We start from the raw sequence: 24,762 nt of genomic DNA on the forward strand, positions 1-24,762 counted from the left end.
CGCTCGTTAAAAATAAGTCACCATCATCACAACAAAACTAATAACCGTAAACAATAGGACACCATAAAACACGGAACCTACATTGGATTTCAGCTCATTATCCTTCTGAATCTTCCACCCTGCCTGACTTGCTCCAAGCGTAGCGTTTTTGGATAACGCACCGCCACTGCTATTAAAAAAGAAAAGTCCCACTGTTAATCCAAGACCGATGAAAAAGCTCCATTCGCCGAAAGAAAATGAGAACAGAAGACTTCCGATCCAAATCGCAACGGCAAGGATCACGGCCGTCACTAAAGATGTTCTTGTGAAGAATTTTTTCATGTCAATTCCCCCTTGTATTATTTATACTTACGTTCGGGGATTGTAAAAAGTTTCAAATTCCAGTCAAAACGAAGTCACTGACTAGTGGATTAGATAACTTCCCAATACTCTTCACGATTCAAATTCTCCACACACCACTGATAATGGCCATCCTCACACGTTGGAGAATAAAGATTCGCGGTCATCAAACTGTAGAGTAAGACATAGAAATATAACTCTCTCCGTATCCCTTCTCCCAAGGTGGAAACAATGATTTCCAGATATCTTTCGCGAAGATTGGCATTCAGCTGATTATACATGTCCAGGCACACCCATCCGATCGCCACATCAAACAAATAATCCCCATACATGGTCAGCATTCCAAAATCAATCAGCCCTGTTACCTCATGTTTTTCATTGATTAAGATATTCCCAGGGTAGAAGTCTCCATGGATGATGGAATAATCCCCTTCATATCCCGCTGCCAGTCTTTCCATAATGAGAGTAAGCTTTCCCTCATAATCCCGGACATCCCTCTCAAAATAAGGTTTCAACTCAGACTGCTTCAGCTTTATCGTTTCACTTAATAGATCATACCAATTATCCATCCTGCCTAATGACAAACGGTGGTCATGAAATAGTTGGAATCCTTCCATCGTTGAGCTTCCTTGAAGGGATTGCAGTTCCACACTTGCCTGAAGATACGTTTTCATCATGTTTGTCTGCTCGTCATGGGTCATCCCCGCAAGCCTGTTTTGCATATCGCTTCCCTGTATCCTCTTTTCAATCGTCACTAACGTTCCATTCTCTACTAAGATTTCGTGAATATAGGGAAGCTCATAGCTCAGGTGATCCGCCTTTAGTCCGGAATAGAAATCTCTTAGCCTCTTTTGCTTCGCTGCATCGGACAAATCATTATATACTTTCAACACTTTTTCATCATTTAAAGCATATACTTCCGCTTCCATACCGGAACCAAGAAAATCGGCACCGGAAATACTGAACCTGGCAAAGAGGTTAGATTTCATGGTGTCTTTATTCATTTTTGTCACCTCTCTACTATGAATGTCTTTGAAGGCAGCTCTGTAAGCCCCTCTATTGTCCATTCACTATTATCATTCATATACCACTCAATCAGGTGATAGCCTAATGAATATCCTCCCCAAAAAGGGAGTTGCATTTCTTTATCCCCAAACATGTAGGAACCTGTTATGTTCCCTCTATCATGGATATGATGCCTAAACGTTGTGTCCCACAGTTGTTGTGCTTCCTTTTCTGAGAGCACACTTTTATAAGGACCCAGGAAAGCATCACCCAATTCAATCCTTACAAAATGCTCTGCCAATCCTTCTAAAACCAATCGGTCCAGCAGCGTCTCATTTCCTTCTGTCATATTGAGTTTACTCATTCTCCAGTGATGATGGTACTCGTGAAAAATCACCGACTTCAATGTGTCTCTCACACCTTCATCGGCTTCCACGATAAAACACATATGACCGTCCCATTCGGTAAAGGCAGAAACCCCGCCAAGCTTTTTTTTCACAAACTCATCATGCTGGTCTAAGATCAACAACTCAAATTGAATTGGTTTTCCTGACGGATATGTTGCTTGTAAACTTGTCAATTCGTTTTGAATATAAGACTCATAATCACATAGACTTATTCTATTTAATTGCCGCTGTAAAAAATCCGCATCTGAATGAAGATCAAACATTCCGAAAAATAATCTGGTATCAAGTTCATCTTTTTGAAGTTGGAACGTTTCCAGGAATAGCTTTTCTCTATCTCTTGTCACATCTACGTTTATTTGGTCAAGGAATCGTTGCATCTGAGTTAACATTGATATTTTTTCAACTGAACTCACTTTAAGTTCCCCTTACTTTAGGTAATATCCGACGTTTTCTAAAATTCCACAAAAAACGGATGCTGCCCCTCATCCAAACAGTACTCAATCCGCTCTCTGAAATTTGAATGCGTCACCATTTTGAGCGCCTCATGGATCGGGAAAAATGCTACCTCCAGACTCTCAGGTGAAGTAGTTGGCACTCCTCCAACGGGCTTTGCGAGAAATAGGGTATTACAGATGGACCGTTTCACATTCTGAAATACCCCGCAAAAAGCCAACACCTCTATATCAATGCCTGTCTCCTCTTTCGTCTCCCTGATCGCCGCATCCTTTAACGACTCTCCTTCTTCCACCTGACCGCCGGGCATTTCCCAACCACGTCTTGGTCCCTTTATTAATAAGATCTCCCGGTTTTCATTAATAACAATCGTAGCCGCTGAAACGATATGTTTTGGCGGTGTATATGTTTGTTGTGTCATAATGCTTCCCCCTTCATTTTAAAAGGAGCTTACCTTTCACGATAAACTCCCAATACTTATTGTTTTATATAGGCTGACCTCTTTCAACAGTCGTGAAAAATGCCCCTTTCACATAAACCGTATAGATCAAGACAATCACCGAAAAAACAACATTCCCTATGAAAGGTTGCTGAGGCTGGTTCGTTGCGATAACCGAACTGATCAGACCAAACAGCACTGAATACGAGACGAATAACCAGAATCCCCATCTTTTCAACTTCATGTACCCATACACCATCAATAGAGAAAACAGTGCCAAGACGATTCTCATCATCCTTTCAGGCAGGATCGATACACCAAAGCGTTCCGAAATGCTGATGGCGTCAGCATCAGCCTGATAAAAAATGGCGGTGAATAATAACACCACTGCTCCAAAAATATAGAAATATCCTATAAGGGATACACCTAAAGGTCTCTTCAACTCTTCCGCCACCCCATCGTTTAATCGTATATTCCATCACTACCAATTATGTCAAAATAAACCATTATACTCAATTACTATTTCATTTTTAAATCATTCTTCTTTAGACCAAATTCTTCTCCACCCAATACCCCTCATCCGAATTCCTCACCACCACATCAAAGAGTTCACTCTTCGGATGCATAAATACTTCATATTGAACCCTCCGCTCGTCATGGGTTTTCCGCAAATATCCTACTTCCATCCCTCTTTCGTTCACATCACGGATGCCCCTTCTCATGAGCTCTGTCTCCCCATCTGTGTAGAAATAGATTTTCAGATCGTATAAATCCGGTTTGCTGAACGCGACGGACATCCCTTCTACAATCGTCAGGTTGTTGTGGGAAGAGATGAGCCGGCTTGGATCATAGGGTACGTCCAACGTATAGAAATCCATTCCCTCCCTCACCATCCGGATGTCCCGGTCAAGGGCGAATAAATGATGAGCGTCCGGATGACATGCGGTCATTTTGGACTGATGCTTTTCATTTCTGTATTCATATTCTATAAAGGAGTGCCTCCTGACAGCCGAACTCACGATATACGGATCGGTGTTGATATAATTGGCTTCTCCTAGCAGCTTCAGCAGTTTCTTCGCAAATGTCGTTTTACCCGAAGCACCGTGCCCTGAGATGCCAATAACCATTTTTCCTTCCTGCTTCGTCAAGCGATCTGCTATGGTATGTAAGATTTTATCCATGGTTTTACTCCTTCTCTCAACTAATAGTCTTCTCCGCTGATATCGATCTCAGTATCGTCTTCACCCACACCGTCCGGATGCCTCATTTCATACATCTGCCCACGCATCCTGAATTGTTTGATCATCAAGGCCAGGGAGACGCCGAGCAACGATAGATAAACGAAGAAATCGAGGGAAGCGCTATGAGTAGCTGAAGCTTCTTCATTGTGACCCTGCTTCATGACGAGTTCTTCTGCCGACATACTTCCCCTAATCCCAGAGATTCGCCCTCGTAATCCCACCTGTTCGCAAATAATCCAATAACTGACCGGCGTGAACGGATTCGTGATAAGCGATTCTCATCAGCATATCGCCCATTTCTCTCACATATCCTACATCGGAACGATCAATCTTAACTGCAGATAAAGACTCTTCGTTCAATTCCGAAACATACTCCAGAAAACTTTTTCTGAACGGCTCGGCAAGCTCCAACTCGTTTTCCACTGAAATGTACGGCTTACCTGCAAAGGGTGATTCGAATTCACTTAAACTCCCTCCATTGATTAACGCCAAGTGATAATAATGTTCACTTTCCAACACATGACGAACCATCTCGATACAAGACATGGCCTCACCATCTGGCTTCCAGTGTAAAAAGTCCTTTGGAATGCCCGACCAAAGCTTTACGCTTCTCCGTCTTACTTCTTCCAAATTGAGTGTGATTAATTGAATTGCATTCATCTAATAACCCCCTAACAAACGTATGTTCTAATTTTACCTTATTTTCTACTATCTTCCAAATTTTATTTGTCCTAAAATTCAAAATAAACTATACTTTGTTCATACTACTGAATCGGAGGATCATATTCATGCCAACCATCACTTTAGCACTGTATAAACAATCATACGAACGTAACCTGAGCGATTTTCACCTCCCTGAGGACCAGCGCCAATTCACGAGCCTGCCCCTCGATAAAATCCATAATCCCACCATCTCCAAAGACACTCGTCACATAGTGATACTGAGTGATGACGCACCTGTCGGTTATTTCGCGTTGGAGAACGGGGATAAGCTTCGTAAATATTCGACTAACCCTAAAGCAAGACTCTTAACCTCTTTTTCTATCGATGTAAGACACCAGGGACAAGGCATCGCCAAGGAAGGGCTTAACCAACTGCCAAACTTCATCAGGGAACATCTTCCCGATACGGATGAAGTGGTCCTCGGCGTCAACAAACGGAACCAGGCAGCCATCAGTCTCTACCTGAAGACTGGCTTCACTGACGATGACGAAGTATATGTGGGGCCTAAAGGACCTCAGCATGTTCTTCATTTGAAAATATAAAAACAGGAATGCCCTTTAGCCTGGGCATTCCTGTTTCATTATCCCGTACAGATCATCACCCGATTTCCATCGGGATCCTGAATGACGAAAAAGGAAAAATCATCAAATCTTGTGATCTCCGAGACAACCTCATACTTCAACCGTTCCACGTACGAATAGGCTTCTTCAATATTTTCAGTGTGAAAATTAAAAAGAGGATGTTTACTCTGATTAGCTTCTTTCATGACACCCGCTGGCCCTGCATCCAGGGTCAATCCGGTAAAATGATTGATGGCCAGGTTATAGACGGGCTCTTCCACCTGCTCGAGATTATACACCTGACCCAGTAACTCGGAGTACCATCGGACGGATTCCTTCAGATTGCTAACATGGACGAACACCGTATTGATTTGATTTAAAATCGGACTTTTCATTGAACTCACTCTCCTTTAGTGTTTTTGTAGAATTAATAAGAAATGCCTTTAGACGAATTCCTTTGCACACCTCTACCACCTGAAAGAATCGTAGATCTTCTTCTTAGGTAATCCCCATCCATAAGGGAACGAATGCCGTTTGTCACCAGGGTCAGTGACACAATCAGAAGGGTCAGCATGAGGACCGGGAAGAAAACAATCCATGGAGACAGCATCAATTCATAGTAGTTGCTTCCGATGAATGCCGTCCATCCAGGAATATAAAAACCAAGGATCGACACGTGCATCATCAGTGTCAGCACAGCAATCATTTGACCGCTGACCATCAACAGGAACTTCCCTCTCACACTCGGGAGGACATGCTTTACAAGAATGTGAAGATGTCTGCCTCCCAGCACCCGGGCACCCTGGATGAATTCCTGTTGCATGGCCAGAAAGGTTTCTTTTCCGATCAGCTGGGATAATGAAGGGATACCGACTCCGATCAAGATCCACGTGGTCATGGTCCACCTGAAGTCAGGATAATCCATAAATAGATTAAAATCCATTAATCTCATACTGTAGAGTAATAGAAAGGCGAGAAGCGTAGTCGGGACAAAATGAAACCCTTCTATGAAAACATCCAACCATTTCAGCCATCGATAAAGGAGTCCGTAAAGAAGTCCCAATACCAGGGAAATAAGCATTCTCCCACCTGTCACAACAAGGGCAAACTTCAGAGTCGTCATAGTTTGACCTAAAGTTGCGTCAAACATATCCATCCCTCCGGTCGAAGTGCCAAAAGGATGTTCCCATGTGGGAGGGGCAGGCTTTTTGTTATTGTAATCTTCTTGCGAAATCTTCCCTATATCTTCTTTAAAGAAGTGAGTATTCACATAGCTTGTCCCTAACAGGAGGACCAGTAACACAAGACCCGCTATAAGGCTTCCATGCTTACATAGCCTTCTGATCATCATACATCACTCCTTTCGGCAGAAATGATTGAATCAAGAAAAAGACGATCGACAAAGGGAGTGTGAGTAAGATCAAGCCGGCCGATATGATTTCGTAGCTCGGATGATTAGTCATGAATTGTAAAATGCCGTAGATGTTATACATGTATTCGAGGATGATCATGTTGGATAGAAGCAGTAGATACATGTATTTCAAGTTATAAAAAAATGAATAAAGCACGTTGGGGAAAACATGTCGGATCAAGATGTACAGCTTCCCCATCCCCTTTGCCACCCCAAGCTCGACATAAGGTTTACCGAGTTCATTCTCATACATCAAAATCGTATTTTTATAGAGATAAATCATGGGAATCAAGGATAGCGTGAGTATCGGCAGAAAATAGATCTTTTGTCCGGATAATGAATAGGGCTCTGTCACAAGTAGATTCGTATGTTTAAATACCCAAATGGCCCCCAACTGCAAGGAGAAAATCACAAATACATCGGGTAGCGCCTCTAGAACCGTAAGGATGGTTTTTACTGCTTCCTGCATCTTTCGGGGTAAATAAAACGTACCCGTCGTAAAAATAACAGCGAATACTAAGGCAATGAAGAGTGAGACAAAAAGCAGAAGAAGTGAATAGACATAGGATTCCAGTATGTATGGAAAAATCGTCCTCTCGACATTGGTCCCCTGTGCCACATAGCTTATCTCCTTAAAGTGCAACAGCTCACTAAACGTTTTCTTTAATTCAATGAAGTAGTTCCCAGGAAAAAAACCTAATTCTTTTGTTACCATCGCAAAAGGTTGATCAGCCGGTGGCGGAATGTCTTTAAACAGAAGTGCTGGAATATGGCAAATACAGATGACGCTTAATGTAATGGCTACTAAAACAATCAAAAAACGAGCGAATTTATGCACCATTCAATCCCCCCTGACACTTATGGAAAACAAATCCAATTTATTATCATGTTAATACAAAGTTTAAGGTGATGACAACCTCTTTCCGAAAAATCAAAGGAGGGAATTCCCCTAACCGTCTTGAAATAGTTAATGATGAAACCAAAGGAGATGAGACAATGAACGTCCAAGACGTGCTTGAACAATACAAAGATGCGATTCACGAAAGAGATATTGAAGGCTTCCTATCCATCTATGATCCCGCTGTCCATATCTATGACTGCTGGGGGAAATGGGAGTGTATCGGACTCGCTTCATGGCAGGAGAATGTGACGGAATGGTTCATCGGGTTAAAGGCTGATGGAGAAATTCTGAAAGTCGACTTTCAAGACGTGGTGATGGAGGAAAATACCAGTCTCGCTTTTGCCCACTGTGCCGTAACATTCGCTGCCCACAAAGAAGAATCCGGGGAGAAACTTCGCCAGATGACGAACCGCTTTACATTCTGTATGGAAAAAGTAAAGGATACATGGCTGATCACTCACGAACATTCTTCATTGCCGATCAGTATGGAGGATGGGAAAGGGATGTTTGGGCTCAGGTAGGAATCATTAGACAGACTTGGAGGACGACATGTACATTCAACAAAATGTTAAAACTTCCCCAGTCTATGGATCTAAAGCTCCCCAGCATGTAATAGGATAAGGATGAATGGTAACAGTGACACTACGATCATTGAAAGCAAACCAATGAAGATTATTTGTTTCAGAGGTAGGTGCCAGATTAAACGAAAAGCTGATCCTATCAATAAAACAACCAGGAAAAGACCAGCAACCGTTCCAACCGGCTCCGTTATCCCGAACTGCGATTGGATAAAGGAGCCTTGATTTACATCAAATGAAGTGAAGTTCACCCCTAACAAAATGAGTAGCAGCAGTCCCATTGCCATTGCAACAAAGCCACTTATCTTTTCACTTATTCATCCCCCGCCTATTTTATTTCCTGGATCCATCTCAGTATTTGGGGCATATGACACGCGTATTCCCTAAGTTCCCCTATCGTTTCGATTACCTGCCTCGTCCCCAACCGCTGCTCTTCTTCATCCGTACATTCCAACCACAATGACCTTTTCAAGTTATATCCCAACCAACCCAATTTTCCAGAGAACCCGTTTGCAAGCACCGCTTCCCAGTCTGCGGTAATGGGCCCGTTTTCACCTTTGTACCCACTAATAAACGATGAAAACCGGTCTTGATTGGTCGTACCGGACCAGTACAAGGCAGTCTCAATCAGATCTTGCATCGGATGGATAAAGCCCGCCGACTCCCAATCAATTACGACCGGTTCCTCCTGTACCCACATCACATTCTTCGGATCTAAATCCCGATGACTCATCACCATATCGCTTCCCAGCCTTGACTCAGCTTCACTGGCCCCTGCATCCCACTCATACAGATTCTCAATGATATCTTCGAAGGACTTCATCCAATCTGCTTTCATATCCTGACCTTTCTGTAGATAGGCATTCCAATCAATCGAGGGACGGACCTCTGTTTCTTCCGGTACTATTCCCAGCTCTTGAAAATCTGTATCATGAATGTCTGCCAGAAGTGACCCTATCAATTTACAATGTTTAATGCCGATTTCATCCTGTTTTACACTTCTGCCTTCTACCCATTCAAACACCAGAAACCATTGGTCCCGCACTTTCTGAATCGCATCCCCATCGAACGTCTTTGCCGGAAGAGCCGGCACATTCTCGGATACGAGTCGGGCTACCTGTTCTGAACGGACGTAATTACCAAGGGCTTCCGGTCTTTTCATAATGGAAGGGTTCAATGCTTTGACGGCATATTTTCCTGTAGTAGTTTCCACTGCATACATGGTATGTAAGAGGCCACCCGACACTTTAACGGGCTCTGTTATCCATTCGCCGAGATGGGTTTGGCGGCAAAGTTCTCTCAATTGATCCATAAGTGTTCACTCCCTTTCAGCAGTAGAATCATCATATTTCAATTCCACATTTCCTTAAAACAAATGCCGACGAAAAATAAACAGCCGGAAGCGCGACTAACCAGTAAAATATATTTTTCGGCATGATTATATTAAAATAGTAAAAAAACAACGTGATCCAACTAAGTATCAATACTATTCCGAGTGCTTTTTTCATCGTTTATGTAAAACCCCTTCGTTAAAATCTTTTCACTAACTCCATATCGGCAAAGCGACCTTCTCCATACTCAGAATCTCCATAGATTCCATTGATCGTATCCAGTCCAAGCTTTGTCCAGAAACGAATGGCTCCCCAGTTCTTCAAAGCGACATTGGCACGAACTTCCTTGAATTCGTGGTGTTTCGCGATTTCCAGTAATTCCTCCACCACTTCCTGCCCCAGTCCTAATTTTTGATAGTCAGGATCAATCGATAGATAGTTGATGTAAAAGGAGTCCAAGAAAGGGTGACCATGATAACTGACAAGCATACCAACTAATTCTTCGGACTCCTTCATACGCATCACCTGAATCCTAAAGTTTTCTTTCGTTCCACACGGCGGCAGATCCCCCTCAAAGAAACAACGCTTAACGAACCCTTCATCCAACGATCCGCCGTCCCATTGATGGATGTAGCTGCCCTTTTCATAGATAGCCTGAACGCGGTGAATCTCCTCTTTTCTGAGATCCCCTACTATTAATCTCTTTGTTTTCCATTTAGTTGGAATAGGTTTCATGAATCGTTCAACCTCCATCTGTTAATAAAATGGCTCGTCATTATCGGTGACAGTCACGAACCATGGCAACACTAGTACATACCCAATGACCCACACCATGAACAAAGCCATGTAGCCAAGCATGAACGCAAGCACAAATAACACGGGTATCAGCAGGGTCATGCCCATCAAAATCCTCTTGGAACGTGAAGTGAAATACAGCCTCTGACCGCAGTGAGAGCACTCCATATCAGGTCTTTTCACAAGCATTAATCTCTTGAAAATATAAAACCAAGCTTGCATTACAATGGATACAGCGTGCCACCTGTCAGCCCCCTTACTCACCCTATAACTCTGCATCTCTCTTATAAAACAGTTAAAAAGAAATACTATAAAATATTTTCCTCTATCAATACTTCTAATAAATTTTTTTCTGCTCTATCTAAATGTACACCCTTAATTCCGACCTGTTCAGCTCCTTGAACATTCTTTATGATATCGTCTATAAAAATACTTTCATTCACAGTAGCTCCCAGTTTATATAATGCTGTATGATAGATGGTTTCGTCTGGTTTTTCCGCATTCACAAAAGCAGATAAAATAATTCATTGGTAAGATCATCTTCTCCAAGTTCTTCAGCAATGGCCCCATAAAAACGTTTGTAGTATTGCTCTTCTTCCTCCCACTTGGTGATAAATGATAACTTCTGCTCTTTTGCTTTTCTGATAGCCTTATTTATTTCTGCTATTTGATATCCTCTTGCCGCCAGCAAGGTCCTTATCCGGTCATCTCCCTTTTGAAAGGTATCAAAAAGGACACCACCAGCGTCAAAGAAGATAAATTTGATATTGCTACTACTTTTCTCCAACTTCTGAACCTCTTTTCCCTGGCAGCTTTTCTATGTTTTTATATTCGCAATAATATTATTTACAATCTTGGATTTAGGAAGAGTCCCATCAACAATCAAATCAGAATTTGGCTTTACTGAATTTAGCATACTAATATAGCCCGATTTCCCTCGAAGCATGTAGTTTTCCAAATCCGCAAGAATCTCTTTTGAAGAACGATTTTGATAATCCCTTATTATTCTACGGGCCAAGGCAATATCCAATGGCGTGTCAATAAATACTGCATAATCAATGAAATCCCTGGTTTCGTTATGTAAATAGGCAAATGGAAAATCTAGTATGATGTAGTCCAGAGGTTCATCCAGTAACTTTTTAATATCTCGAATCAAAGGTGTTAAATTCCACTCATCAGGAGTACAACCATTCTCAATCCACTCTATCATGTCATCTGGACCCTCAAAGTCATACGCATCAAAAGAAAGAACTTCACTTTGATCCAACTTTGTTTTCAAACCAGTTGCTATTGTCGTTTTCCCGCCTCCTGAAACTGCTGCTATGGCAATCACCTTTGGAAATTTATTATTCATATACTCCCGGATCCTTGACGGTATTCAATCATACACAGCTTCCTTCCCACCATCCCTCAAAAATTCAAACATCATCTTAATCTGTGATTCTGTATTTCTTCCAACGGAAAGCACCGGCAAATCGTCTTCTTGAAAAAAACCGATCCCCTTCGTTTCGACGCCACTTTTGGCTTCTCCGCCGGTCAACCTGCATTGAATGAATATTTTGTAGTAATGGTGTGACTGCGGGGGATGGGGATGTTTGTTCAAGTCGAGCAATGCGAGTAATTTTACAGGGGTGACATCATACCCTGATTCTTCCCTTATTTCCTTCACCACGTTTTCACTAGGGGACAGGCCGATGTCACAGAATCCGCCTGGCAACGACCATTTGTCATCGATTTTTTCTTTGACCATCAGTACTTTATCGTCTTTGAACACGACTCCTCTCACATCGACTTTCGGTGTCTGATAGCCTGATTCGTTCGCGAACAAATCTTTTATCTTCGTCATCTCCAAGCCGGTATATTCCTGCATGATTTCCGTACTGATCGCCCTCAATTCTTCATATCTTTCCCGATCGTAAACGTTCTTGGAAAAGGCCAGACCTGATTGAGAAAATGCCTGTATCCGCCTCGCCCATTCCAGCCATTTATCGCTCATCGCTTTGCACTCCTTTCGTATTCCGATTTGTTCATTCGATAATGAAGATAAGGTTCTTCATCAATCGTTACCTGTCCTTGATAAGGAAACCCGCACTTCTCTATTACTTTTAGAGATGCATCATTGTCTATGAGGGCTACGGCGTTTAGGAGGTCAACATTTGTATGAGTAAACAAATAGTCAATCAACCCGATAGACGCCTTGGTTGCATAGCCCTTCCCTTGATGTTCACTGGAAATGGCATACATGATTTCCCGGTTCGGTGCAGGCAGTCCTTCCTTCATCCCTGTACAGCACCACCCGATCATCTCCTCTGTATCCTTTCGAAATACCCCCATTTTCAAAAAATGATCCGCTGCGTTTCCTGTATTATCAGCCGCTTCAAGAAAAGCTATATTTGCCGGAATTTCATAATGGATCAACCACTCGACCCTCTGTTCTACTGTTGATTTCCAGTCAGGCAGGTAATGGGCTATTTCTGGTTGGTTGGAGATTCTTTGTATATGGTGGGCATCTTCAATGGAGAATTCCTGCAGATATATGTCTCCACAATCGATTCTGAAAAGTTTGTGATTCATTCTTTCTCGTCCCATCACGATCACCCCTTCTTCCCCATCTTCACCGACAACCTCGACTCCTCTTTAAACACTCCAGATTCACTCATCTCAAGCATCGCCTCTCTCACTTCACGTTCAAATAGCGGTACATCCGATCCAAGGAAACGCTTTGAACCATATGAAGTCGAGAAAAGGTTCCCGAGCAACGACTCGATCGTCCAGGTGATTTCGTATGTAGGCAGGGTATGTTTTTCAAGGTTGAACTTAGATTGAGAAATGATATCTTCGTGAGGGGTGACGGGATGGGTGTAGGTGGAGTTCCCGGCTTTCCGCTCGTTTCCATACCATTTATGGACCAGTTCATTAAATCTTTCTTGCCATGGTCGCAACGTCTTATTGGGCTCGTAATTGTCTATGATCACTACCCCGCCACCTGGTGTCACGATGTCAAATAATTCATCCAACACCTTTGCCCGGTCCATCCAGTGAAAGGCTTTGGCGATCGTCACAAGGTGGTATTGATGGGAATGGTTGTATTCTTCTAACGTCCCATTGAACCACTGAATATCGCCTGTCCTCATTTCCCGGTGCAGCCGTTCCGCTTCTTCTATCATTTCCGGTTCCCTATCGATCCCGACAATCCTTTTACACCAATCTGAAAACCGAATGGTCAGTTGTCCCGTCCCGCAACCCAGATCCAGGAGGTTCTGATCTCCGTTTAATGAGAACTCTTTTACTAGGAATCTGATTAAAGTAGATGGATAGATGGGTCTGTATTTGGAATAATAGGGTGCTGCTCCCTTAAATAATTCTGTGGCGTATGTATTCATTTTTGTAAACCTCCATCGTAAGCTTCTTACCAATTATTTCAAACAGAAAGGATGAACTCAATCATTTTTCATAAAAAATATGCAAAAAGCAACCTCCTATGACAGAGATTGCTTTCAAAAACTCAACTATACTTTTCCGTCTCTTTCAAATACAGCTCAACCGCTTCCTTCAATGGGCGTACAGCCGCATCCCAGAAGTCCGTCCCTAATTGTTCCTGCAGGAATTCAATGCTCAGTTCGTCCATGGAATGGTTCCCGGATCGAGTAAGGAGCTGGTCGTACCGTTCAGGGAATGTTTCTTTGTCCTGCTGATAGAGTGAATAGACTCCGTTGCTGAATAGATAGCCGATCGTGTACGGCAGATTGTAAAAGGCTTTCTCCGTACTGAAGAAGTGGGGGATGGTCATCCAGTTATGGGTAAACACTTCATCCACGGAGTCATGGAACCAGTCCCTTTCTGTTTCTTCCATCAGTTGAACGATCTCTCCTGCTGAAAGCTTCCTGTTCAGTCTTTTTTTGTAAAAGGCCGCTTCGAACTCGAACTTGGCCGGGATGAATGTGGTGTATTTCAGTCCGTTGGTGATTTTCATCTCTAATAGAGATAGACGGTCCTCTTCTGTTTCCGCCATATCAATCGCCGCATCCAAGACGAGATTTTCCGCGAACGTCGACGCTGTTTCGGCTAGTCCCGTACCCACCTTGTGGGAGAACCCGGGCTGTTCATGAAGCAGGGAATTGTGATAGGCATGGCCCAGTTCATGAGCGATGGTGACGACATCGTTGTAGTTGCCCGTGAATGAGAGCATGACGCGGCTTTCCTTCGCATTCGGGAATGAGGCACAGAAGGCACCGTGCTGTTTGGAATCTCCAGGCTCCGCGTCAATCCATCCTTCTTCAAAGGCCGTTTGGGCAAATTGGCCGAGCTTCTCGCTGAAGCGACGGAACTGCCCGATCACGATGTCTGCCGCTTCCTCATACGTCAAGGTCGCCTTGGATGTGAAGGTCGGAGCATAGATGTCATACCAGCTCAGTTTTTCCATTTGAATCAGTTTGGCTTTTCGTTCAAAAAAACGATGAAGCAAGGATTTGTGTTGATGGAGCGTATCCATCATGGTGTTCACGGACCTTTCACTAATCCGGTTTTGTTCAAACATTTCCTTCAGGGGATTCGTCCATCCCCTCAACCGGTAAAGTTCATTTCGGAAACCGGCAAAATGGTTGAAGATCGAGGCAAACCGGTCGTCGTTCTCACGGCAAACCTTGGAGATGGCTTCACCCATTTCCATCCTCGTCTCCCGGTCATTTGAGAGCATTCCGCGAATATAGGCCATATCAAAAGAAATGTATTCCGTCTTCCCATTATCCGTTACCGGCACTTTCAGTCGGGCGTATTCCTGATCATAATGATCTTCCCAACCGGCAAATCCGTCGACGGAAAGGGCATGAATCAGCTTCTCCATCTCGGGATCAAGCTGGTCCTTCACCTTTCGTCTCTGTTGCTTCAAGAACCGCTCACTGCCCGTCACTTCCCTGCGTCCGATGAAAGCTTTCCAGTCTTCGTCCGCCATATGGGCAAGACACTGACTATACGCGAGGAGCAAGGTGTCCATTTTTGCCTGCAGCTGAGTGCTCCTGGCGTTTAGATCCTGCGCTTCCACATCCAGGACATTTATCGATTGGAGACAGATGATATACTCATCCATGTGAAATGCCTCTGTATAAAGGTCCTGCACCCGTTTCGTGATGTCGACCGCTTCATCGGGATTCATCCCATGCCCCAATGCAGATTGCGCTTCCTCGATATGTAGAAGAATCTCCTGAATTTGATCTTTAACCGGTTGGCTTCCAGGTCGTACACTCCCCAGATTCCACTCTTTGTCACGTACTTGATTCACATTAATCCCCTCCTATTACTCTATTATTATGGTATAGATAAATGGAAAATTTTACATCAGATTAGGGACTGAGATTGTCTCATTCATAGGCCGTGATTTTCTCAAAGTCGCTTCCTGCTATGATTTCGGCTTCGTGCATGCTGGTCCATCTCTCAATCGAGATTTCAGGATGATTCTTCCGGTAGCTTTGGACGATTTCATATCCGATTTTGTAGTTGGCCCATTGGGGGATGCCTTTAGAAGAGTCTCCTTTTCTTAACTTCTCGTATTCCTTCATATCATCGGAGTATCGAAGTTCAGTAATCTCAGCCACTACCTTTTCCTTTTCCTCCGGTGTCATCGGTTTCTGCCAGGGTGCCTCGATCTTTGGATAGATGGTATGGGCAAAGGCATCCGCCTTCCCTTCCACCACAACCCCACCGAGGATGGTCCTTATCATCCCCCGATTACTTTCTTCTGCCATGAGATGGTTGTATTCATGAGCGACAGTGTACTTCAAGATGTCTTCTTGCACGGATGGTGAAAGTTGCAATACAATGACATCCTCTGATAGGGCAAACCCCGATACACCTCCCATTTGTTCCACTATAAACGTATCCTCTGGGTTCGCTGGAAAAACAATAAACTTCTTATCCTTACCTGGAAGCTCTTTAGCTGATTTCAGCAATGCTTCTTTAATGATTCCGCTCGTCGTATCTTTATCCTTTTCCAGATCCTTTATGGATTCTCCAAGCTTGTCCACTTCTGAGGACGGATCAAACGTATATCGTAAGCTGATTTCCTCCATATTGGACTTCTTTTTAAATGGCTCAAACACCTTTTCAATGAACACAGTCTCATTGCTTTTTCCCGTCTTTTCCCGTACGGTGTCTACATACTCCTGCACTTCATCATACATATAAATGATTTCAAAATTCTGTTCCTCTTGGGAGAAGATGATATGCGTTTCCTGTTCCTTCTTATCCACTGGCTCTTTATTGGAGCATCCTACAAACATGAAGCATAATGCCGGTATGAGTAACGCCTTCCCAACAGTCTTCAAGTGTTCCATCTCCTCTATTCATTTCCATTTGTTACTAACTATACGTTTTTCATTTGGAAATAGTTTCAAATAAATACGCATAAAAAAGAACCACCCGATTTCAACCAGGAAGTTCTCATGATCCTCACCCACCGGTATACACACTTGCACACGTCCCTGCCGCCGGTTCATAATAGCAATGATTTTTGAATTGTCCCGTAAAGGGCTGGTCGTACCATGTAGGGGGACAAGGGGCGTAAGGATTGAAGTACCAAAGGGCAAATTTAGCCGGGTGCTGTGCCCAATAATCCAGATTCTTTTTAGCCAGTCTTTTCTCGACCGACCTTGCCCGGTTATAGAAAAGATTTCCTTTTTGGACGGCTTCAAATGAATAGTTCCCACCCTGGACCTGGAAGATGACCTGACGGATGGTTCTTACTTTCTTGAAGTCCAAACATTCCGCCTTCGCACGATTCACGATGACATTGCCCACGTACAGCATCCCCTGTTTCCCTTCGCCTTCCGCTTCCGCTCTCATCATCCTCGCCATCAAGGCCACATCGGCATCGGTGTATTTGACTCTTGGCATTTTACTCACCTCAGAATAGTTTATGAGGAATACCTGGTTTCATGTCAGGAATTATTCGAGAAGATGCAGTCGGATATGCTTTCAACGCCATCCTTCTTAAAATCGTTCAAGCTCCTTTAAAAAGTTACCGATTCGCTCTTGTATCTGCTCCTTCGTCCCGTACCGGATCACTTGCTCACGGCTCAAAGTTTCCTGCTTCAGAAGCAGATCATGTTCATAGGTCATGGTGACGAGCTTCAAGTACACTTCCACGTTCAGGTCATTCCATTTCTGCTTTGAACCGTTCACATACCCCTCCACAAAACCTTCTGCACTGGCCTTCAATTGTGGGATCAAGAGGTGGTATTGGTTTTTGCCATGCCGCTTTGTGTTGTGCAGAGCATGAAATAGTGTCCGGTAGTTGAAAACGTAATTGGCAGCGAGAGAAGTTCCCGTATAGAGAATCGGGAACGGGTCGATCATCCAGACGCCGCTACGAGTGAAAATCATATTCTCAGGCGACGTATCCTGATTCGTAAGGACGAGCTTTTCCCTTTCGACGGACCGGGCGGCAATCAGTTCTTCCCCCGTCCTTCTCACTTTTTCCTTATTAAAAGAATAAGAGCTTTCAAGAAGGGACCCCCATTCTTCCCGGTATTCTCCCGTTTCTTCCCGGATGAACGCACATAGGTCTCCCTCGTATAGTCCTTTTATCTCTCCGTGTTCCCCAACCGTTATATATCCGATGCCTGGAATGGGTGAATCCAGCTCTTCAAGGGCCAGGAAGAACTCACCTAGTTCCCTTCCATAACGTTTCGATTGATCCGGGGTCTGTCCGGCTAGCCCGATTGATTTTCCTACATACGTTTCGAGCGTATAAGTTAATTCCTCAGAGATGCAGTATTCGTAATGTGCAGGACACATCCCCTTTCCCGTCCTGTTGGCATGCTCATAAAAAGCCTTGGTCCCGGCATAATCCGCTTTAAGCTCATCTCTGTTGAAGACGACCTCTTTCTCATAGGCGATTCTTTTCGGGATGCGGAGGACGAGCTGTTCTGCCTCAATCAAATATGCATAGTGCCAGGCACCTTCTCCTAAACTGGTGATCTCGGAATCACTTGAGATTTGTTTTAATCCTTCGTTTTTAAGAGCTTTATTGATGAGTTCTTTTTCTGTTAGTGTTGTGGTTGTTAAAAATAGCTTTAACATTTTTTCTCCTTTTTCACTTCATTATTTTTCTATGTTGGTGCTATGTTCATGATTTTTGAAGTTGTCTTGTATACCGATTTCCTCATTCAGCTTCCACGCTTCCTCTATTGCCCAATAATGATGCTCATGTATCAGGAGCCTTTTCGCATCCTTTCGACCCATCCACACTGGAACATGGTCATCTTCCATTGGTTTCTGCGTCTTTTCATTCAGCTCAACCAGATAAAAGTGTCCTTCCCCAAGGAGCGGATCTCCCTTTTTTGAAACAAAGTAGCACATGGCATTTCCGATATAAGAACCAATCGATACACTGTAACCTGTTTCCTCCATCAGTTCTCTTTGCAGACACTCTACATGACTTTCATTTCTTTCTATGCCGCCACCCGGCAGAAAGTAGTGCCCCGTCTCGTTTCGAACCGTCAGGATTTTGTCTTTTTCATGATGAAAGATGACGGCATAGACACCTTTTCTCTTTTGATAATCCATTCCAGGAACTTTTTCACCGAATACATTCATTACCTCTCCACCCTCTATCTCCCAACATGGGTGTCCTCATTTTGGTGATCTTCCGTATCTAAACTCAAAAAATTCAACACCAACACATAAAAAGGAAAAGCAACCAATGCCCCGATCAACACTAAACCTGTCGCAGGGTTAGGAGCGTCTCCCCCATATGTCGTTGGAAAGAAAGTGGCGATGACGTACGTAAATAGCAGAAAGTATGGAAACCAAAGAACCGACGTCCAATAGCTTGCCCTCCGCCCCTCCATCCACTTCCACGTTAATAAGTAGAGGAAGACCGTTCCCATCAGAAAAATCGCGACAATCAGGAATCCACTGACATCCATCACCACTCCCATTTCCCAGCTCGTCAGTCTCGTCAACCTGTATACATTCACCATCAGCTCCACGGGAACGAGAATCATCAGGGCATAAATCATGCTGACCACATTTAATTTGACAAAATAATTCAATTCGAATCACCTGTATCCTTATGCCAATTATTCCAAATCAACACAATATTCTCAACCCCATAAAAGAATGACCTTGATATGGGGCACTCTGGCTGAGATTCCTATATTATTTGAATCATACGTCAATCCATATGTCGTCTACCCGTTTTTACATAAAAAAAGAATGACCATCCAACGATGATCATTCCTTCCTCTTATTTATACGTTTTTAACGGCTTCTTCTATTCCAGTACTTCCTGAAATAAGATCGAATCCTTTATTAAACGTGCTCGCTTCCGTTAACGATGCCACGATGGTTCTCGCCACATCTTCACGCGGAATGGATCCTCTTTCAAGATTCTCACCCGCCGATACCTTACCAGTACCTTCTTCGTTCAGCAATCCTCCCGGACGAATGATCGTATAGGTAAGTCCACTGTCCTCAAGTGCTCGGTCCGCAAAGTGCTTCGCCACATAATACGGCTTCAGGGAGTCATTCCAGTTCTCACGGTGATGAGCCTGCAGGGCACTCACGATGATGAAACGTTCTATTCCAGCCTCTTTTGCAGCCTCCATCGTTTTCACCGCTCCGTCAAGATCGATGAGAAGGGTTTTGTCTGAACCAGTGCTGCCACCTGATCCTGCAGAGAATACGACGGCATCGGCTCCCTTCAATCCGTTTGAAATTTGATCCACCGTGCCTTCCAAATCAACCAGTGCAGCTTCTACACCGTCCTGCTCGAAAGACTGTACCTGCTCTTCTTTTCTCACGATCGCTCTCGGAGTATGTCCCACTTCCTTCAAGAATCCGACCACTTGCTTCCCGATCTGTCCATTTGCTCCAACAACTGCTACGTTCATAACCTCATCTCCTTATTCCGATAATTTTGGTATGAATTTATCATCACATGTTTGGCAGGGTGATGACAAATCATCTGTTTGGTGTGTGCTCATATAATGTATCCGAAATGGGGAGATTCAAAACAAAGATGAGCACATGCAGTAATAAATGGAGAATGATTTTGAAAAGAAGCAGGAAATTGGTAGTGTCATAGACTCCTGAGAAGTGGATTATATTCATAAGGGGCGTCGGCGGACAGGAATTGCGTCGTTTTTTCATTTATTGCGTCATTTTTCAATTAATTGCGTCGTTTTCACGATAATTGCGTCATTATTTTGTTTTATGCGTCTTTTTCCAAAATTACCCACAAAAGACCATCGAGGTCCGTCCCTCAATGGTCTTCATCCTTAAATAATCTTATACAGTTCCTCCACACTCGTGACCACGTAATCAGCGTGGCGGTTCTCTACCCGCTCATCTGCAAAGTAGCAGGAACTGATTCCGGCATTTTTTCCCGATTCGAGATCCAAATCCCGGTCACCGATCATGATTGCTTCTGATGGCTCGATATCATGTGTGCGGATCAGATACTGAATGGCATTCGGACTCGGCTTCCTCTCAAACCCGTGCTCGGAAGTGATGAAATCAGAGAAGTAACCCGTCAGCCCGTAGCTCTCCAGCATCGTGATGGATGACTCACCTCTGTGGGTGTACAGATAATTTCTGCGCCCCGATTCATGAATATACTTACATATTTCAGCGATTCCTTCAAAGGGCTTGGACAAATCGAACTCGATTTCTTTTCTGCGGGTATTGTAGGCTGTGATAAATTCGTCCCCAATCCCATACATTTCACCATAATGATTAAATGTGTGAGTCATCGATACCTTCATTTGTTTCATGATGTCCTTTAACGGTTCCTCAATCCCCCGGCTGTCCAACGTGTCTTTGAAGGCTCCCGCCATCACGGGATATGTATCAAAAAGAGTGCCGTCAAAGTCCCAAATGATATGCTTGTACATGTCCTAACCCTCTCTCTTATGTAAACTATCTTCATGGTACCACAATGAAAAATGAACAGATACAAAACAGGAAAATTATGCTAAACTATTTTCAACGATTGCCCTAGGAGGACTATATGACCCGTTCACCGCATACCCTTTTCCTTATAAGCTCTGCCTCCCTGTTTTTCTCAGGCATCATCCTTCTTTCGTATCGCGCATACGGATGGGAACTTCTGCCGATGCTAGGGCTTCTCATCCTCTATATATCTACTAAAAACAACCGATCCGTCGTTTCCTTGTTCTTATTCTTCCTTATCGGATTCCTTACCTTTCAATGTGCAACAGGCTGGATGAACGGCTGGGAGATCTTAAAAGAAACGAAAATCCTTTTGAACAGAAGTTTTCTTCTATTCATCCTGTTTGCCTTAGCCGTCTCACAATGGATTGCGAAGGGAAAGGTCCGTCTCTACATGACATTACCGGATTGGAGCAAGCGCATCTCCATGCCTTCACAAACTATTTCACTGCCGCTTTTTTTATTAATCGGGCTTGCGGGATCAAGCACCATCTTCATTCCACTCATCTGGTCGGAGGGAATCAGTGAGTTGAAATCATTATTCCTTTTTGCAATAGGATTCACCATCCTGAACGCTACGCTGGAAGAACTCATCTGGAGAGGCGTCATGCTGTCGTCATTGATCCAAAACACCTCAGTCGTTTATGCCATCACCGTGACAAGTATCGGATTCGGACTCCTGCATCTCTCCATCGGTATCCCGCTCCTCCTCAGTCTTCTATTCTCTTTCGGAGGACTTTTTTACAGCATCGTAGTCTTGAAGACAGATAGCATCTATCCTTCGATCGCCTTTCATATGGTGATGAATATGGGGATGGTGTTAAATGGATGGATAAACTAGACTTACAACCTCAGAAAAGAAAGGATTTGTATGTATGAAACATTTTTTAAGGGCTCTAATCTGTTTATTCCTTATTTTCTCCCTGACAGGTTGCATCGCTGAAGACTATGACTTCACTCCCCCCACTGTTACCCTTATGGAAACGGACAGCGTCGACTCCGTAGAATTAACCGAAACCAATATTGAGTGGCGGGGTGAAAACGGCAAACCATTGGAGAAAGAAACGAAAGAAGTAGTAGACTTCGCACGGGAACAGAAGGAACTGACATTTCCATCCGGGCAGCAGGTAGACGTCCTTTTTGACAGTGAAGACTTTGCAGTGGAGGAATTACGTGCATTCTTATGGATCGGCAATGAAAAGTTGCAGCTGAAAATGGATGAGAACCGTTCCTTCACATTCCCTAAAGGAAAAGGGTCTTACGTTTTGGAGGTCGACCTTCAAACGGATAGAGGCAGTGCACAGTATGTTGGGAATATTGTTATACAGTAAATAGGGAGGGAAAAATGAACAACCGATGGAACGAAATCATTTATAAACTCTGGTCCCCTGTATACGACAGGATTTTTAATACAGGAAAATTCCTTGAAGCCCGTCAAAAACTCTTTCTTCACCCACCATTCCATCCCCACCAACGAATCCTGTTCGTCGGCGTTGGCACAGGGGCTGACCTGGAGCTCTTGAGTCACACTCAATTCCAGATTACAGCCATTGACTATTCCAGTGACATGCTTCAAAAGGCGAAAGACAAATTCAAGGATACCAAGATCGATTTCATTCAAATGGACGCCCAACAGATGAGTTTAGCAGAAAACAGCTTTGATGCAGTAGTAGGCAGTCTCATCTTATCCGTCGTCCCTGACCCGGACCGATGTATGAAGGAAATAATCCGGGTATTAAAGCCTCAAGGAACCATGATCATTTTTGACAAGTTTTCCCCCCCTAAAATGTCGATGATCAAAAAAGTGGTCCGACCCTTTGTAAAGATGATGGGAACTGATATTGGAGTGAACTTTGAGAATTTATATGAACAGAATCGTGAAGCGATCATTCTTAAAGAAGATGAGCCTCTTCTGTTCAATGGAATGTACAGAAAGATCATACTAACCAAAATAAGGAGGTGAACAGCATGGAACTCTTTATTATTTTCATAAGTGTCATCCTCCTCATCGTGTTTCTATTTATCTTCTACATCATAGTGGAACGGGCCGTTCGGCAAGGCATTAATAACTCCGTAATCGGAAGATACCTCGAAGAAAAGCATGGAATCAAAGAACCACAGGGGGATGAAGATTTGTACGACGACACGTTCAAGGGGGAATGATGGTTGTTCGGGATGATTGGGGAAGAAATATGGATGTAACGTCCCTTCCCCTTCTCCCGACTAATTCACTGAGGTGAATTCAATGAAAATGCAAGGCTTATGGATTCTATTAGTATCGACCCTGCTTCTAGGCTGTGAAGACCAAGACTTGGCTTATGACAAAATATCCGACAATAAAACACTGAATGGGAAGGTTCTTGAAAAACGCAGCAAGGGAATAACTCTCGCTTTAGCCGGGGAATCAAGGGGTAGATACTCTGAAACGATTCGTGTATCTGTTCAGGACGAAAATATGATTAAGCTTATAGAGGAAGGACAGGATTTATTTGTATGGTATGACTTCGTTCGGGAATCCGACCCTCCCCAGACTACTGCACTTAATATAGAGATTATAAGGAATAGATAAAAACCATCTCTAATTTAAATTCCCCTTCTAATCTCCCTGCAAATTCGTTGAGAATCTATCTGGCTTTTATTCTTGAATTGTTTGGCAAACTTCATTAAATTCTTTCTATCTGATTCTGCTATTGACTTTTCACCTGAGGATAAAGACATGTCCGTTCACCTCCCCCTTAGAGAAAAAAATCACAACTTCCCGTCAACCTCAGACGTATCCACATCATCACCGAACCAGTCACTCAACTTCGCCTTGGCCTTCCCTTTCACTTTATCATCGATATACATGGATACCTGCAATAACGCGAGACCCAGGGCCCCAAGGTCATCTGTAAACCCTACTCCCACTGCCATGTCCGGAATGAAATCCGTTGGAAGGATGAAGTACCCGAGCGCCCCGATGATGATCATCTTCGTCTTCTTCGGAACATCCGGTTTTTGCAGAACAAAGTAAAGGAGCAGCGCCGTATACACGACGGAATGTCCCGCCTTCAAGCCGTACCTTTTTAACTTGCTCCAGAACTTTTCTTCTGAATAATGCTTTTCATTGTTGTCCATATCAGTTCCACCTCCGTATTGAGACAAGTGACGATCTCTTATTCTTTTCATTGTAGAAGGTTTGGGGAAAATAGACAAATGTTTGCTAACCCGGATGTGCGTTATAATTCAATTACGCAAAACAAATTGAAGGAGTGATCACATGGTAAATGCCATCATCTTATTCATCCTTGCCGGAATCGCGGAAATCGGCGGAGGCTACCTTATCTGGCTATGGCTCAGGGAAGGGAAACCCGCCTATTGGGGAGTCGCCGGCGGGATAGCCCTGGCCCTTTATGGCGTCATCGCCACCTTCCAGTCCTTCCCGTCATTCGGCCGTGTCTACGCTGCTTACGGCGGGGTCTTCATTGTCCTGTCCGTCCTATGGGGATGGGGAATCGATAAGAAGACACCTGATCTGTATGATTGGGTCGGTGCCGGGATATGTATCGTTGGGGTTGGTGTGATGCTGCTTGGACCAAGACAGTAGACAAACAGGAACGCTTGTTCTAAAATGGATGTAAATGGAATTT

Annotated in this window: 37 protein-coding genes; 8 read left to right on the forward strand and 29 right to left on the reverse strand. The window is 43.7% G+C overall.

Going from position 1 to position 24,762, the window contains the following annotated elements:
• Nucleotides 1-6 precede the first annotated feature (6 nt).
• The 8 genes from ACSQ2E_RS19385 to ACSQ2E_RS19420 all read right to left on the reverse strand — a co-directional run bounded on the left by ACSQ2E_RS19385 (nucleotide 7) and on the right by ACSQ2E_RS19420 (nucleotide 4,544).
• Nucleotides 7-321: a hypothetical protein gene (locus ACSQ2E_RS19385; RefSeq protein WP_430338804.1), complete on the reverse strand. Its 315-nt coding sequence runs from the start codon at nucleotides 319-321 to the stop codon at nucleotides 7-9.
• Nucleotides 322-410: 89 nt separating this feature from the next.
• The gene (locus tag ACSQ2E_RS19390; protein ID WP_435993267.1) at nucleotides 411-1,343 is read right to left on the reverse strand and encodes an aminoglycoside phosphotransferase family protein; all 933 of its coding nucleotides are present in this window, start codon (nucleotides 1,341-1,343) and stop codon (nucleotides 411-413) included.
• A gap of 5 nt (nucleotides 1,344-1,348) precedes the next feature.
• Nucleotides 1,349-2,164 (reverse strand): DUF2268 domain-containing putative Zn-dependent protease, encoded by an 816-nt coding sequence (locus ACSQ2E_RS19395; protein ID WP_435993269.1) that lies wholly within the window; start codon nucleotides 2,162-2,164, stop codon nucleotides 1,349-1,351.
• 38 nt (nucleotides 2,165-2,202) lie between these two features.
• Nucleotides 2,203-2,625, reverse strand: a complete 423-nt coding sequence (locus tag ACSQ2E_RS19400) for an NUDIX hydrolase (RefSeq protein ID WP_435993271.1) — start codon at nucleotides 2,623-2,625, stop codon at nucleotides 2,203-2,205.
• A 64-nt stretch (nucleotides 2,626-2,689) separates the two neighbouring features.
• The gene (locus tag ACSQ2E_RS19405; RefSeq protein WP_435993273.1) at nucleotides 2,690-3,085 is read right to left on the reverse strand and encodes a hypothetical protein; all 396 of its coding nucleotides are present in this window, start codon (nucleotides 3,083-3,085) and stop codon (nucleotides 2,690-2,692) included.
• 103 nt (nucleotides 3,086-3,188) lie between these two features.
• Complete coding sequence (locus ACSQ2E_RS19410; protein ID WP_435993275.1) at nucleotides 3,189-3,824, reverse strand: uridine kinase family protein; 636 nt, start codon at nucleotides 3,822-3,824, stop codon at nucleotides 3,189-3,191.
• 20 nt (nucleotides 3,825-3,844) lie between these two features.
• Nucleotides 3,845-4,066, reverse strand: coding sequence for a hypothetical protein (locus ACSQ2E_RS19415; protein ID WP_435993277.1), 222 nt, complete (start codon nucleotides 4,064-4,066; stop codon nucleotides 3,845-3,847).
• Between the two features lie 7 nt (nucleotides 4,067-4,073).
• Entirely contained in the window at nucleotides 4,074-4,544 is a 471-nt protein-coding gene (locus tag ACSQ2E_RS19420) for a DinB family protein (RefSeq protein ID WP_435993279.1), read from the reverse strand.
• A 128-nt stretch (nucleotides 4,545-4,672) separates the two neighbouring features.
• Between ACSQ2E_RS19420 and ACSQ2E_RS19425 the strand changes: the two genes are divergently transcribed.
• Nucleotides 4,673-5,149, forward strand: coding sequence for a GNAT family N-acetyltransferase (locus ACSQ2E_RS19425; RefSeq protein ID WP_435993281.1), 477 nt, complete (start codon nucleotides 4,673-4,675; stop codon nucleotides 5,147-5,149).
• A gap of 38 nt (nucleotides 5,150-5,187) precedes the next feature.
• Here ACSQ2E_RS19425 and ACSQ2E_RS19430 read toward each other — a convergent pair whose 3' ends face one another.
• The 3 genes from ACSQ2E_RS19430 to ACSQ2E_RS19440 are packed head-to-tail and all read right to left on the reverse strand — an operon-like array spanning nucleotide 5,188 to nucleotide 7,419.
• Nucleotides 5,188-5,562 (reverse strand): VOC family protein, encoded by a 375-nt coding sequence (locus ACSQ2E_RS19430; RefSeq protein ID WP_435993283.1) that lies wholly within the window; start codon nucleotides 5,560-5,562, stop codon nucleotides 5,188-5,190.
• A 32-nt stretch (nucleotides 5,563-5,594) separates the two neighbouring features.
• Nucleotides 5,595-6,518: an ABC transporter permease subunit gene (locus tag ACSQ2E_RS19435; protein ID WP_435993285.1), complete on the reverse strand. Its 924-nt coding sequence runs from the start codon at nucleotides 6,516-6,518 to the stop codon at nucleotides 5,595-5,597.
• Nucleotides 6,496-7,419, reverse strand: a complete 924-nt coding sequence (locus ACSQ2E_RS19440; protein ID WP_435993287.1) for an ABC transporter permease subunit — start codon at nucleotides 7,417-7,419, stop codon at nucleotides 6,496-6,498. Before ACSQ2E_RS19440 ends, ACSQ2E_RS19435 begins: the two co-directional genes overlap by 23 nt.
• A gap of 155 nt (nucleotides 7,420-7,574) precedes the next feature.
• Here ACSQ2E_RS19440 and ACSQ2E_RS19445 point away from each other — a divergent pair, with 155 nt between their 5' ends.
• Nucleotides 7,575-8,000 carry a YybH family protein gene (locus tag ACSQ2E_RS19445; protein WP_435993289.1) on the forward strand — a complete coding sequence of 142 codons (426 nt, stop codon included), beginning with the start codon at nucleotides 7,575-7,577 and terminating at the stop codon, nucleotides 7,998-8,000.
• Nucleotides 8,001-8,385: 385 nt separating this feature from the next.
• Here ACSQ2E_RS19445 and ACSQ2E_RS19450 read toward each other — a convergent pair whose 3' ends face one another.
• The 17 genes from ACSQ2E_RS19450 to ACSQ2E_RS19530 all read right to left on the reverse strand — a co-directional run bounded on the left by ACSQ2E_RS19450 (nucleotide 8,386) and on the right by ACSQ2E_RS19530 (nucleotide 21,075).
• Entirely contained in the window at nucleotides 8,386-9,369 is a 984-nt protein-coding gene (locus tag ACSQ2E_RS19450) for a phosphotransferase (protein WP_435993291.1), read from the reverse strand.
• Nucleotides 9,370-9,586: 217 nt separating this feature from the next.
• A complete protein-coding gene (locus ACSQ2E_RS19455) occupies nucleotides 9,587-10,123 on the reverse strand; it encodes a GNAT family N-acetyltransferase (protein ID WP_435993293.1) in 537 nt (178 codons plus the stop codon).
• A 21-nt stretch (nucleotides 10,124-10,144) separates the two neighbouring features.
• Nucleotides 10,145-10,291 (reverse strand): hypothetical protein, encoded by a 147-nt coding sequence (locus ACSQ2E_RS19460; protein WP_435993294.1) that lies wholly within the window; start codon nucleotides 10,289-10,291, stop codon nucleotides 10,145-10,147.
• A 200-nt stretch (nucleotides 10,292-10,491) separates the two neighbouring features.
• Nucleotides 10,492-10,689 (reverse strand): HAD-IA family hydrolase, encoded by a 198-nt coding sequence (locus tag ACSQ2E_RS19465; protein ID WP_435993296.1) that lies wholly within the window; start codon nucleotides 10,687-10,689, stop codon nucleotides 10,492-10,494.
• Nucleotides 10,686-10,970 (reverse strand): hypothetical protein, encoded by a 285-nt coding sequence (locus tag ACSQ2E_RS19470; protein WP_435993298.1) that lies wholly within the window; start codon nucleotides 10,968-10,970, stop codon nucleotides 10,686-10,688. The genes ACSQ2E_RS19465 and ACSQ2E_RS19470 overlap by 4 nt, the downstream gene beginning before the upstream one ends.
• Nucleotides 10,971-11,000: 30 nt before the next feature.
• Nucleotides 11,001-11,537: a hypothetical protein gene (locus ACSQ2E_RS19475; protein WP_435993300.1), complete on the reverse strand. Its 537-nt coding sequence runs from the start codon at nucleotides 11,535-11,537 to the stop codon at nucleotides 11,001-11,003.
• A 24-nt stretch (nucleotides 11,538-11,561) separates the two neighbouring features.
• Nucleotides 11,562-12,179 carry an NUDIX hydrolase gene (locus ACSQ2E_RS19480; RefSeq protein WP_435993302.1) on the reverse strand — a complete coding sequence of 206 codons (618 nt, stop codon included), beginning with the start codon at nucleotides 12,177-12,179 and terminating at the stop codon, nucleotides 11,562-11,564.
• Nucleotides 12,176-12,772, reverse strand: a complete 597-nt coding sequence (locus ACSQ2E_RS19485; RefSeq protein ID WP_435993304.1) for a GNAT family N-acetyltransferase — start codon at nucleotides 12,770-12,772, stop codon at nucleotides 12,176-12,178. Before ACSQ2E_RS19485 ends, ACSQ2E_RS19480 begins: the two co-directional genes overlap by 4 nt.
• Before the next feature lie 5 nt (nucleotides 12,773-12,777).
• Complete coding sequence (locus ACSQ2E_RS19490; protein ID WP_435993306.1) at nucleotides 12,778-13,566, reverse strand: class I SAM-dependent methyltransferase; 789 nt, start codon at nucleotides 13,564-13,566, stop codon at nucleotides 12,778-12,780.
• Nucleotides 13,567-13,688: 122 nt separating this feature from the next.
• Nucleotides 13,689-15,461 carry a M3 family oligoendopeptidase gene (locus ACSQ2E_RS19495; RefSeq protein WP_435993308.1) on the reverse strand — a complete coding sequence of 591 codons (1,773 nt, stop codon included), beginning with the start codon at nucleotides 15,459-15,461 and terminating at the stop codon, nucleotides 13,689-13,691.
• A gap of 79 nt (nucleotides 15,462-15,540) precedes the next feature.
• Nucleotides 15,541-16,503 carry a DUF2268 domain-containing protein gene (locus tag ACSQ2E_RS19500; RefSeq protein ID WP_435993310.1) on the reverse strand — a complete coding sequence of 321 codons (963 nt, stop codon included), beginning with the start codon at nucleotides 16,501-16,503 and terminating at the stop codon, nucleotides 15,541-15,543.
• Between the two features lie 124 nt (nucleotides 16,504-16,627).
• On the reverse strand, nucleotides 16,628-17,071 hold the full coding sequence (locus tag ACSQ2E_RS19505) for a cell wall hydrolase (protein ID WP_435993312.1): 444 nt from the start codon (nucleotides 17,069-17,071) through the stop codon (nucleotides 16,628-16,630).
• A 96-nt stretch (nucleotides 17,072-17,167) separates the two neighbouring features.
• Nucleotides 17,168-18,259: a hypothetical protein gene (locus ACSQ2E_RS19510; protein WP_435993314.1), complete on the reverse strand. Its 1,092-nt coding sequence runs from the start codon at nucleotides 18,257-18,259 to the stop codon at nucleotides 17,168-17,170.
• Nucleotides 18,260-18,280: 21 nt separating this feature from the next.
• Complete coding sequence (locus ACSQ2E_RS19515; protein WP_435993315.1) at nucleotides 18,281-18,775, reverse strand: NUDIX hydrolase; 495 nt, start codon at nucleotides 18,773-18,775, stop codon at nucleotides 18,281-18,283.
• Nucleotides 18,776-18,789: 14 nt separating this feature from the next.
• Nucleotides 18,790-19,233, reverse strand: coding sequence for a hypothetical protein (locus ACSQ2E_RS19520; RefSeq protein ID WP_435993317.1), 444 nt, complete (start codon nucleotides 19,231-19,233; stop codon nucleotides 18,790-18,792).
• A 198-nt stretch (nucleotides 19,234-19,431) separates the two neighbouring features.
• Nucleotides 19,432-20,073, reverse strand: coding sequence for an SDR family oxidoreductase (locus ACSQ2E_RS19525; protein WP_435993319.1), 642 nt, complete (start codon nucleotides 20,071-20,073; stop codon nucleotides 19,432-19,434).
• A 387-nt stretch (nucleotides 20,074-20,460) separates the two neighbouring features.
• The gene (locus ACSQ2E_RS19530) at nucleotides 20,461-21,075 is read right to left on the reverse strand and encodes an HAD-IA family hydrolase (protein ID WP_435993321.1); all 615 of its coding nucleotides are present in this window, start codon (nucleotides 21,073-21,075) and stop codon (nucleotides 20,461-20,463) included.
• A gap of 116 nt (nucleotides 21,076-21,191) precedes the next feature.
• Between ACSQ2E_RS19530 and ACSQ2E_RS19535 the strand changes: the two genes are divergently transcribed.
• The 5 genes from ACSQ2E_RS19535 (at nucleotide 21,192) to ACSQ2E_RS19555 (ending at nucleotide 23,702) form a co-directional block, all read left to right on the forward strand.
• On the forward strand, nucleotides 21,192-21,974 hold the full coding sequence (locus ACSQ2E_RS19535) for a CPBP family intramembrane glutamic endopeptidase (RefSeq protein ID WP_435993323.1): 783 nt from the start codon (nucleotides 21,192-21,194) through the stop codon (nucleotides 21,972-21,974).
• A 34-nt stretch (nucleotides 21,975-22,008) separates the two neighbouring features.
• A complete protein-coding gene (locus tag ACSQ2E_RS19540) occupies nucleotides 22,009-22,464 on the forward strand; it encodes a hypothetical protein (protein ID WP_435993325.1) in 456 nt (151 codons plus the stop codon).
• Nucleotides 22,465-22,478: 14 nt separating this feature from the next.
• The gene (locus tag ACSQ2E_RS19545; RefSeq protein WP_435993327.1) at nucleotides 22,479-23,096 is read left to right on the forward strand and encodes a class I SAM-dependent methyltransferase; all 618 of its coding nucleotides are present in this window, start codon (nucleotides 22,479-22,481) and stop codon (nucleotides 23,094-23,096) included.
• A 5-nt stretch (nucleotides 23,097-23,101) separates the two neighbouring features.
• A complete protein-coding gene (locus ACSQ2E_RS19550; RefSeq protein ID WP_435993329.1) occupies nucleotides 23,102-23,296 on the forward strand; it encodes a hypothetical protein in 195 nt (64 codons plus the stop codon).
• 82 nt (nucleotides 23,297-23,378) lie between these two features.
• Entirely contained in the window at nucleotides 23,379-23,702 is a 324-nt protein-coding gene (locus tag ACSQ2E_RS19555; protein ID WP_435993331.1) for a DUF3221 domain-containing protein, read from the forward strand.
• A 179-nt stretch (nucleotides 23,703-23,881) separates the two neighbouring features.
• Here the strand turns inward: ACSQ2E_RS19555 and ACSQ2E_RS19560 are convergent, their stop codons facing one another.
• Nucleotides 23,882-24,250 carry a YkvA family protein gene (locus ACSQ2E_RS19560; protein ID WP_435993333.1) on the reverse strand — a complete coding sequence of 123 codons (369 nt, stop codon included), beginning with the start codon at nucleotides 24,248-24,250 and terminating at the stop codon, nucleotides 23,882-23,884.
• A gap of 142 nt (nucleotides 24,251-24,392) precedes the next feature.
• On the opposite strand from ACSQ2E_RS19560, the gene ACSQ2E_RS19565 reads away from it, so the two are divergent.
• A complete protein-coding gene (locus ACSQ2E_RS19565; RefSeq protein ID WP_435993335.1) occupies nucleotides 24,393-24,719 on the forward strand; it encodes a YnfA family protein in 327 nt (108 codons plus the stop codon).
• The last annotated feature ends 43 nt before the right edge of the window (nucleotides 24,720-24,762 follow it).

The organism is Rossellomorea sp. LjRoot5, from assembly GCF_964253455.1.
Classification (GTDB): domain Bacteria; phylum Bacillota; class Bacilli; order Bacillales; family Bacillaceae_B; genus Rossellomorea.